The following is a 12355-nucleotide window of genomic DNA, read 5'->3' as shown; positions in this document are numbered from 1 at the left end:
GGTCAGGCTGCTGCCCTGTCCGCACCGTCTCCCCCTCCCCGCGGTGCCAGGCGTTTTAGCGCAGGTTGCTCTTTCCAGTGCTCGCGTGGCAGGAACGGGTCGATCAAAATACAAAATGCTCTGATAGTTTGGAGAGTTGTTGTCCGTTTCCTGAGCCTCACCATTTCGGCCCCGCCATGCTGGATCGCGATCGATCTCTGAATGAACTTCCCGGAACAGTCTGGGACGTCATCGTCATCGGCGGCGGTGCGACGGGGCTGGGCACCGCCCTCGATGCGGTGACGCGGGGCTATAAAACACTGCTGCTTGAATCGAAGGACTTTGCGCAGGGAACCTCGAGCCGCAGCACAAAGCTGATTCATGGGGGCGTCCGCTATCTGAAGCAGGGAAACGTATCCCTCGTCCGGGAATCCCTGCATGAACGGGGCTTGTTGCTGCGGAATGCGCCGGGTCTCGTTCGTCCGCTGGAATTTATCATCCCGACCCGATCGTTTTTCGAAACCGGGTTCTACGCAGTCGGCCTGAAAGCGTATGACCTGCTGGCGGGAAAACTGGGAGTCGAGCGTTCTCGCAGCCTTTCCCTGGCGGAAGTTCGAAACCGGATTCCGACCATTCAAACGACGTCTCTCTACGGCGGGGTCTCTTATTTCGATGCCCAGTTTGACGATGCCCGGCTGGCCGTGGCGATCGCGCAGGCGGCCGCCGATCATGGGGCCACGATTCTCAATCAGTTTCCGGTCATTGGGCTGCTCAAGCGGCAGGGAAAAGTCGCCGGCGTGGCGGCCCGCGATTCCGAAACCGGTCGCGAATTTGAATTGCCCGCGCGGGCCGTGATCAATGCCACGGGCGTCTTCACCGATGCCATACGCCAACTCGACGAGCCGCAGCACAGCTCGACGCTCCTGCCCAGTCAGGGCGTTCATATCGTCCTGGACCGGGAATTTCTTCCGGGAAATGCGGCGATCATTGTTCCTAAAACCGATGACGGCCGGGTGTTGTTCGTAATCCCCTGGCATGGCTACGCCCTCGTCGGCACGACGGATACGCCGGTCAATGGAACGTTATCCGAACCCCGCGCCCGGGCTGACGAAATTGACTATCTGTTGACCTATGCCGGGAAGTATCTCAATCGCATTCCGGAACGACGGGACATCCGCAGTGTGTTTGTCGGCGTGAGGCCACTGGTCAAAGCGGCGGACACGACAGTCACGTCCAAGCTCTCGCGCGACCATGTCGTCGGGGTGTCGCGCAGCGGACTGGTGAATGTCACCGGTGGCAAATGGACCACTTATCGGCGGATGGCGGCTGATACCGTCGCGGCTGCGATCGGCGCGGGCGAGCTGCCCGCACGTCCCTGTGTGACCGATACGTTGCGGCTCATTCCCGACAACGTTCAATCCGCACCGGCATCTCCCGTCGTTGTTTCCGATGAATTTGTCGTGCAGGCTGTGCGCGAAGAGATGGCTCGGCAGGTGGAAGATGTTCTCGCCCGGCGTGCCCGCCTGTTGTTTGTTGATGCGCCCGCCGCGCTTTCCGCAGCTCCGCGCGTGGCCCGCGTGATGGCTCGTGAACTGGGCCGCGACGATTCGTGGATCAATCAGCAGCTCGAGCAGTTTGAAGCGGTCGGCCGACAGTATCTGATTGATTCTCAGGCAAGCTGAAACGCTCTCGCTTCGACACCAGTTCTGGCGAATTTGGTCGCTGGGCGACGGAGACGCCTGCGTCGCGGATATACTTTTTATCCCCGATTCTGGATAACGGGCCCCACCCCGGTTTGACGCCCCGTCTCCCGGAGGGGAAGATGCTTTTGTGCGGACCTGGGAACCCGCTGCGCTTTGCCCAGCGTTCCCAGGTCTGGAACTTGCCTGCTTCACGTTCGGAGAACGTCGATGTCGCTGCTGCACGCCCCGCCGGTTCAGGATCTGGATGCCGGAGAACTGCTCAGAGCACTGACCGCGCTCAAGAATGGTGACTTCACCGTCCGGCTGCCGGTGGAGTGGACCGGTGTCGCCGGCAAAATTGCGGATGCGTTCAACGAGGTCACCGAGACCAACCAGCGCGCCGCTCAGGAGCTGGAGCGGGCCAGCCGGATTGTCGGCATTGAAGGCAAGATTCATCATCGCGTCTCATTCGGAGACGTGGGAGGATCCTGGTCTGACGCAGCTCATTCCGTCAACGCGCTGATCGGAAGTCTGGTTCAGCCGATCAGCGAAACAGCCCGCGTGATCGGTGCAGTTGCTCAGGGAGATCTATCCCAGACGATGTCCCACGACAATGATGGCCGTCCGCTCGAAGGGGAGTTCCTGCGGACAGCCAAAGTGGTCAACCGGATGGTCCACCAGCTCGGTTCTTTTGCATCCGAGGTGACCCGTGTGGCCCGCGAAGTCGGAACCGAAGGGAAGCTTGGCGGGCAGGCGAAGGTGAAAGGGGTCGCGGGCACGTGGAAGGATCTGACCGACAGCGTGAATCTGATGGCGGGAAATCTGACCGCACAGGTACGCAACATCGCCACGGTGACCACTGCGGTGGCCAACGGTGATCTGGCGAAAAAGATCACCGTCGATGTGCGCGGCGAGTTTCTCGAGCTCAAAGATACGATCAACACCATGGTCGATCAGCTGCGTTCGTTCGCCTCCGAGGTGACCCGTGTCGCCCGCGAAGTGGGGACAGAAGGAAAGCTCGGCGGGCAGGCTCGCGTGGAAGGGGCCTCGGGAACGTGGAAAGATTTGACCGACAACGTCAATTCCATGGCGCGGAATCTCACCAGTCAGGTGCGCAATATCGCTGCCGTGACAACCGCGGTAGCGAATGGTGATCTCTCGAAGAAAATTACCGTGGATGTGCAGGGCGAAATTCTCGAGCTCAAGAACACCGTCAACACGATGGTGGATCAGCTCAGCTCGTTTGCCTCGGAAGTGACACGCGTGGCCCGCGAAGTGGGGACGGAAGGGAAGCTCGGCGGCCAGGCCAACGTGAAGGGGGGCGCCGGAACATGGAAAGACCTGACCGATAGCGTCAACTCCATGGCAGGGAATCTGACCGCTCAGGTCCGGAACATCGCGGAGGTGACGACCGCCGTCGCCAACGGCGATCTCTCGAAGAAGATTACAGTCGATGTGCAAGGAGAAATTCTTGAGCTCAAGAACACCATCAACACCATGGTGGACCAGCTTAGCTCGTTCGCCTCGGAGGTGACACGCGTCGCCCGCGAGGTCGGGACGGAAGGAAAGCTCGGTGGGCAGGCCAACGTGAAGGGGGGCGCCGGAACCTGGAAAGACCTCACCGACAGTGTTAACTCCATGGCCCGCAACCTCACGGGGCAGGTGAGAAACATTGCCGAAGTGACCACCGCCGTCGCCAACGGCGACCTTTCTAAAAAAATCACGGTCGATGTGCAGGGAGAGATCCTCGAGCTCAAGAACACGATCAACACGATGGTGGATCAGTTGCGATCCTTTGCTGCGGAGGTGACGCGCGTGGCCCGCGAGGTCGGGACAGAAGGAAAACTCGGTGGACAGGCTGATGTGAAAGGGGTGGCCGGAACCTGGAAAGACCTGACCGACAGCGTCAACTCCATGGCTGGGAACCTGACCGCTCAGGTCCGCAATATTGCAGATGTGACAACGGCCGTCGCCAACGGCGACCTTTCCAAAAAGATCACCGTCGATGTGCGTGGCGAAATTCTGGAGCTGAAGAACACCATTAACACGATGGTGGATCAGCTCCGCTCTTTCGCGGCCGAAGTGACACGTGTCGCCCGTGAAGTGGGAACGGAAGGAAAGCTCGGCGGGCAGGCTGATGTGAAAGGGGTGGCCGGAACCTGGAAAGACCTGACCGACAGCGTCAATTCCATGGCCGGAAATCTGACCGGGCAGGTGCGGAACATTGCAGACGTGACGACCGCTGTCGCCAACGGAGACCTTTCCAAAAAGATTACCGTCGATGTGCGCGGGGAAATTCTGGAACTGAAGAACACCATCAATACGATGGTGGATCAGCTCCGCTCCTTCGCGGCCGAGGTGACACGTGTTGCCCGCGAAGTGGGAACAGAAGGAAAGCTCGGCGGGCAGGCCGACGTGCGCGGCGTCGCCGGAACGTGGAAGGATCTGACCGACAGCGTCAATTCCATGGCACGTAACCTGACCGGCCAGGTGCGGAACATTGCGGAGGTGACGACAGCCGTGGCCAACGGAGATTTGTCGAAGACCATTACCGTCGACGTGCAGGGGGAAATTCTGGAGCTGAAGAAGACGATCAACACGATGGTGGATCAGCTCAGTTCCTTTGCCTCGGAAGTGACACGTGTGGCCCGCGAAGTCGGGACGGAAGGGAAGCTCGGCGGGCAGGCGCAGGTGAAAGGTGTCGCCGGAACCTGGAAGGACCTGACCGATAGTGTCAACTCGATGGCAAGTAACCTGACGAGCCAGGTCCGCGGGATCGCCAAAGTGGTGACCTCAGTGGCTCATGGTGATCTCAAGCAGAAGCTTACGGTCGATGCCAAAGGGGAAATCGCCGCGCTGGCTGATACGATCAATGGCATGATCGACACGCTGGCAACATTTGCCGATCAGGTGACCACGGTCGCCCGCGAAGTGGGAGTGGAAGGTCAGCTGGGAGGGCAGGCGCGCGTCCCCGGAGCAGCGGGAACCTGGAAAGACCTGACCGATAACGTCAACCAGCTGGCCGCCAACCTGACAACACAGGTCCGGGCGATTGCCGAAGTCGCCACCGCGGTGACCAAGGGGGATCTGACCCGGACCATTCGCGTGGATGCTTCGGGAGAAGTCGCAGCGCTCAAGGACAACATCAATGAGATGATCCGCAATCTCAAAGATACGACTCTCAAGAACAGTGAGCAGGACTGGCTGAAAACCAACCTCGCGAAATTCAGCCGGATGCTGCAGGGGCAGAAAGATCTGTTAACGGTCGGCCGGCTGATTCTGTCGGAACTGGCGCCGGTGGTCGGCGCTCAGCATGCGGTGTTCTACACGCTGGAGGGAGCCAACTCCCGCCCCCATCTGCGACTGCTCGCCAGCTATGCTCACGAACGTCCCAAGAAGCGGGGACATGAGCTGGAGCTGGGCGAAGGTCTGATCGGTCAGTGTGCCCTCGAAAAACAGAAGATTCTGCTTAACAGCCTGCCCCCTGACTATATTCGGATCTCGTCCGGCCTCGGCAGCACTGCTCCTCTCAGCGTGATCGTGCTGCCGGTCGTCTTTGAAGGTCAGGTCAAGGCAGTCCTGGAACTCGCCTCAATTGAACGCTTCAATCCGACCCATCAGGTCTTTCTCGATCAGCTCATGGAGAGTATCGGGATCGTGCTGAACACGATCGAAGCCAATATGCGGACCGAGAATCTCCTGCAGCAGTCGCAATCACTGGCGACAGAATTGCAAAGCCGGCAACAGGAACTGCAGCAGACCAACACCGAGCTGCAGGAGAAAGCGCAGCTGCTGGCACATCAGAACGCCGAAGTGGAACGCAAAAATCACGAGATCGAACAGGCCCGGCAGGCGCTGGAGGAAAAGGCGGAGCAACTTGCACTCACTTCGAAGTACAAGTCTGAATTCCTTGCCAACATGTCGCACGAATTGCGGACACCACTCAACAGCCTGCTCATCCTGTCCGATCAGCTGGCGAAGAATCCCGATGGCAATCTGACGAACAAGCAGACGGAATATTCCAAGACAATTCATTCCGCCGGCAACGACCTGCTGATGCTCATCAACGACATCCTCGATCTCTCCAAGATTGAATCGGGAACGGTCGTCGTCGATGCCGGTGAAGTGCATCTCAGCGAGCTGCGACGCTATGTCGAGCGGACGTTCCGACACATGGCGGAATCGAAAGGAGTGGAGTTCACCAGCCACTTCTCGCCGACGCTCCCCGCTTCGATGATTACCGACTCGAAGCGGCTGCAGCAGGTGGTCAAGAACCTCCTCTCCAATGCCTTCAAGTTCACCAGCCGGGGAAAGGTCTCACTCAATGTCGAGATCGCCCGGACCGGCTGGAGCGCAGCGAGCGCCCGCTTGAACGGCGCTGAAGCGGTCGTCGCATTTTCCGTTTCCGATACGGGAATTGGAATCCCCTCGGAAAAACAGCAGATCATTTTTGAAGCGTTCCAACAGGCGGACGGCAGTACCAGTCGCAAGTACGGAGGGACCGGATTGGGACTGGCCATCAGTCGTGAGATTGCCCGGTTGCTGGGAGGGGAAATCACGCTTGTCAGCGCGCCGGGGCAGGGAAGCACCTTCACTCTGTACCTGCCACGTGATTATGCCACCCCTCCCGCCGGACTGCGGGCTCCTGTGCGAGAGCCGGAGTTCACAGCCACTTTGCCAAAGATTTCGCTCCCGGAGATTGTGACGGAAGTCGACGAGGATGAAGAGCTGGCTGCCCACGAGGTGGCCGATGACCGTGAATCGATCGAAGCCGATGACCGTACGCTGCTAATCGTTGACAACGATGAAAGCTTTGCTCGCATGCTGGCGGAATCAGCGCGGGAGAAAGGATTCAAGGTGATCGTCGCCACGCGGGGAGCCACCGCGCTGGCACTGGCGAAAGAGTATCAGCCCGACGCGATCACTCTCGACATCCGTCTGCCCGATATTGACGGCTGGCGGGTGTTCGAACATCTCCAGGCGGACCTCGCGACACGGCACCTTCCCGTTTCGATCATCTCCGGAAGTGACGACGTGGAACGGGGGCGCCGCATGGGAGCGATCGGCCTGCTGCAGAAACCGGTCTCGACGCGCGATCAGCTCGATGGTGCGATTCACGGAATCCATGAATATCTTAATCGCTCCCGGCGCCACATTCTGTTACTCGATGAGAATCAGGATCGGCGGGAGAAAGTGCTGCAGCTGGCAGCCATGCAGCAAGTCGAGGTGACGCTGGCGCTGAGTTCTGCAGAAGCCCGTCAGGTGATCAACAGCCGTCCGGTCGACTGTCTGGTGCTGGGGGAATTCAAGGACAGATCGGTGCTGACTGAACTGAATGAACAGTTGGAAACGCAGCGGTGTCCTGTCACTTCACTTGTTGTCATGCGTGAGCAGAACCAGCTGGAGCCTTCAGCCGAACTGGGCAAACTGGTCCGACGCATGCCCGTCAAACAGGTCACGAGCCTCGACCAGTTGACTGACGCGTTGTCCTTTTTCCTCCGTCAGCCCCTGCTGCGATTACCGGATCAGTCACGGATGATCATCGAACGTCTGCACAATCCGGAGCCGGTTCTGAGCGGTCGGAAAGTGTTGATTGTGGATGACGACATTCGCAACATTTTTGCCCTTGCGAGCGTGCTGGAACGGCAGAACATGGTCATCAGCTCCGCCGAAAACGGCAAGGATGCCATCGCCATTCTGCAGGGAGATGCCGAGATCGAGATTGTTCTGATGGACATCATGATGCCGGAAATGGACGGGATCGATACAATCAAGGCGATCCGCCAGCAGCCGAGATTTCGCAACCTTCCGATGATTGCTGTCACGGCCAAGGCGATGAAGGGAGACCGGGACAAGTGTCTGGAAGCGGGCGCCTGGGACTATTTGTCGAAACCCGTCAATACAGATCAGTTGCTGGCAGTCCTGCGGAGTTGGCTTTGCCAGACGGCGCTGCCGCCTCTTCCCTGAAACGCTGCGGAGTGACACACTCAGAAACGGAACCCATTCTGTTCAATTCCCCAAAAAGCGTTGAAGTGCCGTTGCACAGATGCTGAAGACGATTTGAATAGTGTTGGGGAATCCTCGGGCTGATGAGCGGCATTGGAGGATGCGAGTCGAATTGCCGGCCAGCACTCACATTCCGAAGCCCCACGACCACTCCAACGGGCACACAGATGCAATGGATCTTGAAGAGCGAATCAAAATCCTGATCGTTGACGACGAGCCCAGCAAGCTCCTGGCCATCGAAGCTGTACTGGAAGAGTTACAGCAGGATCTCGTTACAGTCACATCCGGCCGTGATGCTCTGCGGAATCTGCTGACCGAGGACTACGCCGTCATTCTGCTCGACGTCAATATGCCCGACATCGACGGCTTCGAAACTGCGGCCCTTGTACGGCAGCGAAAACGTTCCGAACACGTGCCGATCATCTTTGTAACCAGCTATTACGACGATGCGCGGGCGCTGCAGAGTTATTCGCTGGGCGCCGTGGATTACATCATGACTCCGGTGGTCCCGGAAATCCTGCGGGCGAAGGTCAAGGTCTTCGTGGAACTGTTCCGCATGCGACGCGAAATTCAGCGGCGGGCGGAGGAGCAGGTTGCTCTCGCGGAAGCCCAGTCTGCCCGGGTCGCTGCCGAGAAGGCGAATCAGGCCAAGAGTGAGTTTCTCGCCGTCGTCAGCCACGAATTGCGGACGCCGATGAATGCCATCATCGGCATGACCGACCTCGCGCTGGATGAGAACATCGGCGCGGCTGCGCGTGATTACCTCACAACCGCCCAGTCTTCCGCGTATGCGCTGCTCGATCTTCTGAATGAGATTCTCGATCTGTCACGACTGGAGGCGGGGAAATTTCAGCTCGAGATTGCACCGTTCGATCTGCGGGAGGTCGTCGAGGAGACCGTGAAAGCACTGTCGGTCCGGGCATTCGAGAAAGGACTGGAACTGACCTGTGATTTCCCGGCCACGCTTCCCCGGGCCGTGCTGGGTGACGCTCTGCGTGTGCGACAGATCCTGATGAACCTCATCGGCAACGCGATCAAGTTTACCCCGCGCGGCGAGGTCGTCCTGACTGTCGAGCCGGGACTCGAGCCTGTCGAAACCCCCGCATTAACGTTCTCCATCGTCGATACCGGGATCGGCATTTCTTCCAACGACCAGCTGAAGATTTTTGCGCCCTTCACGCAAGCTGATTCCTCGCTGACCCGCAATTACGGCGGCACGGGTCTGGGCCTCTCCATTGCTTCCGACCTCGTTTCCAAAATGGGAGGCCGAATCTGGGTCGACAGTTCACTCGGACAGGGGAGCCGCTTCTCGTTCACCTTGCAGCTGCCAGCGGTTCCGGAAACGCCCCCGGCTCTCCCCGCCGAGCCCCCCAACCTCAGCCTGAGAGGTGCTCAGGTTCCGCTTGTCGGCTGTTGCTCCCTGCAAGGCCGGATCATGGCCGCCGCCTGCAGGAGATGTCAGATTGAACCGCTCCTCCTGCCCGATTTGCAGGAGCTGTTCAGTCTGCAGAGGACACGGGAGTCCCCCTATTCGGTTTGTCTTCTCAACTGGAATGACGACGCATCCCGGGAAGAGGTGTCCCGTCTGCTCGCGCAGAATGTAACGGAGCGGCTGCTGCTGTTGATTTCGTCGGCCGATCGTCAACTGCACGGAAAGTGGCTGGAATCACTTCCCCGGATTCAGTGCCTGGAGAAGCCGGTCACCGAACGTGAACTGCAGCGCGCCCTGGCTTTGACGGAGCCCCGGCCGGACACTCCGCAACGGGTGCTGGCGGCAAACATGACCGCACCACCGGAAGAAATTCTGAAGATCCTCGTGGCGGAAGACATTCCGGCGAACCAGAAGTTGTTACGGACTGTGCTCTCCAAGCGTGGACACGTTGTCGAGATTGCTGGCGATGGCAGAGAAGCGGCCGTGCTGGCCAGCACTCAGCTGTTTGACGCCATTCTCATGGATGTGCAGATGCCCCGGATGGACGGCGTTCAGGTGACGGAGTTCATCCGCAATCTCTCCAGTGAACAACTGCGCAGCGTGCCGATCATTGCCATGACGGCACACGCGATGGAAGGAGACCGGGAGCGGTTTCTCGCCGCCGGAATGGACGAATACGTGGCCAAGCCGATTCATCTTCCACGACTGATTGACCTGCTGGAAAATCATTTCGCTCCTCGCTTCCGTAACAGTTCAGCGGTGCGAGTCGAACAATAGCAACGCTCGTCCTGCAGCAGATCGTTCCCTGAAAAATATCCACTGACGAAGTCGTGCTTTCATCCTTCTCAGGACGTGAGTTGCAATACCGCAAGACGAAGCAAAACAGACACGATGAGGTCGATCGGTAATCACGATCCCGCGACACTCGACAGGAGAACACCGGAGCAATTCGCGAATTTGCCACATCGAGTCTCAATCGATTGCGAAACCGTCGTGCACTTGACATGATCCCTGCAACCGGGCGAAGGAATTGAGGGTTGGAGAATCATTTGTCGACATTCTTCCCCTCGCGAAAACGCTGACCACTCACGACACGTTGCGGGCAGTCTGCTCAACCCTGAATCCAGTAGTCTCCATCCGTGATAAATGAATTGCTGCTGCCATACGCATTCATTGTGTTGACATGGGTCGTCATTCTGCTGATGACGTCATGGGGCCTGCGCCGGATGGTCCGACTCACGACGCAATCGGAGCGCTGGGGGCGGCAGCGGGTTCCCTCCGTCAGCATTCTGGTCCCGGCCCGGAACGAAGCTGGCAACATCCGCAAGTGCCTCGACTCACTGCTGGAACAGAATTATCCCAGCTTTGAGCTGCTGGTCATCGACGACCGAAGTACCGACGAGACACCGCAAATCGTTCGTGAGATCGCAAACCGCGACCCACGGGTTCGCCTGCTGCAGATCGAACATCTCCCCGATGGCTGGACGGGGAAGAACCATGCGCTGCATGTCGGCTCCCAGCAGGTCAATGGGGAATGGTTGCTGTTCGTCGATGCCGATACACAGCATCATCCTGACAACCTGTCGATCGTCCTCGAATACGCAGAAAAGGAGCGGGCCGATCTGGTCACTCTGATCCCGACGATGACGTCGATCTCCTTCTGGGAGCGGGTCGTGCATCCGATGGCCTGCGTCGTCTCGAGCTTCTTCAACGATCCGCTGCGGACCAACAACCCCCGCTGCCGGACCTCCGCTTATGGCAACGGACAGTACATGTTGTTCCGCCGCAGTGCCTATGACGATATCGGCGGGCATGAATCGGTCCGCACCGAGTTCGTCGAAGACATGCAACTGGCGCGGAATATCAAGAGCCGGGACCACACGTTGAAGGTTGCTTTGGCTGCAGAGCTGACGCAGACGCGGATGTTCGGTTCACTCGGCGAGGTTTATCGGGGATGGAGCCGGATTCTGTACGGCTCGGTCGACAAGAAGCCGTGGCGGCTGATCATGCTAACGCTGGGGCTGGGAACGATTGTGATCTCGGCTTTCGTTGCCTGGCCCGCCTCGCTGGTCAACCTGCTCTCGCCTGATCCCAATCCGAAAGCGTGGATCTGGTTCTCTCTGGCAAACATTCACATTGCTCTGATTCTGATCGTCACCGCCCCCCTCTACCGGCTGACCAACAACCAGCGACGTTACCTGGCGTTTTACCCCGTCGCGTTCACGGTGATGTCAGCCATTCTGTTCCGGGCGATCTGGCTCTGCATGACACATCGCGTCACCTGGAGAGGAACGCAGTATGGCGCCAGCATGCGTGAGAAGCCGGTCGTTCGTCCGACAGCGCTCCCCAGAACGCCAGCCGACACCGCAGTCAAGGTCAGCTCGGGTTCGTAGATCGGGCGCATTCTGACCTTTGATGACTCGGCCCTCGCCACGCGGACGTCAGCATTTCAGCAGACGAGATGCATGCTTCGCGGGCACCGGAAAGAGCAATCTGCGCTCGACGTCATGCGGACGGCGCTTACAGGACGCTGCCGTTGCGACGACGATCGGACAGTGAGCGCCACCCCATCACTCCCCAGACACATGCGAAGCCCCCGGCCACGAGAAACAATCGGTTCCGTTGCTCCAGCGGCTTGTTGCGTACGACGAGCCGAAGCGTAGTCTCTTCATCCAGCCGCACCCGCCAGTAAATCTGATGAACAGGCTCCGTGAAACCCCCTACTTCCAGCGGCCAGGTAACGCGACATTCCGCTGTGACGACTCCCAGAGCAGCCAACTCGGCAATCGTTGGTTCGAACCTGGCAGAGCGCGGCAGCCTCTTTCTGACTTGTGCATTCACTTTGTTTTGCAGCTCATGTGTTCCATGTTCCCCGGCTTCTTCCAGAGTGGCGAACCGCTGTGATGCGATGACCAGTTCGTCGCCATTCAGCGCCGACGGATTGGTCGTCCAGGCGGGGAGCTCAAGCGTATCCCCGGCCGGCCGTTTCACTGGGTGGAGCTGCCCACCCTTGTAGGCGTATTCCTCCACGCTGATCGGTTTCGGGGTCGCGTTCACGATTGACAAGGCGCGACCCGGAACGGGAATTTCATCTGACTGCACGACTCCGCAGAGCCCCACGCTCAGGCACCACGCCAGTGAAATCGTCTTTGCAAAGGAGGTCATGGCGATTCTTTGTTAACGACTGCGGGCGAGTGTTCCGTTCCCGGCTTCTTGCCGCAGGCAGTTCGATTGATGAGAGACCGCTCTCCCGGTT

5 protein-coding genes are annotated in these 12355 nt (G+C 59.0%); 4 read left to right on the top strand and 1 reads right to left on the bottom strand.

Annotated elements, in window-relative coordinates; all coding sequences use genetic code 11:
- Positions 1–176 precede the first annotated feature (176 nt).
- From SH664x_RS08545 to SH664x_RS08530, 4 genes are all read left to right on the top strand, one after another.
- Positions 177–1661, top strand: a complete 1485-nt coding sequence (locus SH664x_RS08545; RefSeq protein ID WP_437206688.1) for a glycerol-3-phosphate dehydrogenase/oxidase — start codon at positions 177–179, stop codon at positions 1659–1661.
- A 228-nt stretch (positions 1662–1889) separates the two neighbouring features.
- Positions 1890–7628, top strand: a complete 5739-nt coding sequence (locus SH664x_RS08540; protein ID WP_437206686.1) for a HAMP domain-containing protein — start codon at positions 1890–1892, stop codon at positions 7626–7628.
- Positions 7629–7767: 139 nt separating this feature from the next.
- A complete protein-coding gene (locus SH664x_RS08535; RefSeq protein WP_437206684.1) occupies positions 7768–9876 on the top strand; it encodes a response regulator in 2109 nt (702 codons plus the stop codon).
- Positions 9877–10250: 374 nt separating this feature from the next.
- The gene (locus SH664x_RS08530; protein WP_437206683.1) at positions 10251–11492 is read left to right on the top strand and encodes a glycosyltransferase; all 1242 of its coding nucleotides are present in this window, start codon (positions 10251–10253) and stop codon (positions 11490–11492) included.
- A 127-nt stretch (positions 11493–11619) separates the two neighbouring features.
- Here SH664x_RS08530 and SH664x_RS08525 read toward each other — a convergent pair whose 3' ends face one another.
- Positions 11620–12264, bottom strand: a complete 645-nt coding sequence (locus SH664x_RS08525) for a hypothetical protein (protein WP_437206682.1) — start codon at positions 12262–12264, stop codon at positions 11620–11622.
- Between the last annotated feature and the right edge of the window lie 91 nt (positions 12265–12355).

Source organism: Planctomicrobium aquicomposti, from assembly GCF_051466325.1.
Taxonomy (GTDB): domain Bacteria; phylum Planctomycetota; class Planctomycetia; order Planctomycetales; family Planctomycetaceae; genus Planctomicrobium.
Note: the sequence above shows the minus strand (reverse complement) of the source record. Positions and strands in the feature narration are given on the sequence as shown.

Bases quoted from the DNA above. Each gene is read 5' to 3' on its own strand.
- SH664x_RS08525 (WP_437206682.1), bottom strand. From the start codon at position 12,264: ATGACCTCCTTTGCAAAGACGATTTCACTGGCGTGGTGCCTGAGCGTG.
- SH664x_RS08535 (WP_437206684.1), top strand. From the start codon at position 7,768: ATGCGAGTCGAATTGCCGGCCAGCACTCACATTCCGAAGCCCCACGAC.
- SH664x_RS08540 (WP_437206686.1), top strand. From the start codon at position 1,890: ATGTCGCTGCTGCACGCCCCGCCGGTTCAGGATCTGGATGCCGGAGAA.
- SH664x_RS08545 (WP_437206688.1), top strand. From the start codon at position 177: ATGCTGGATCGCGATCGATCTCTGAATGAACTTCCCGGAACAGTCTGG.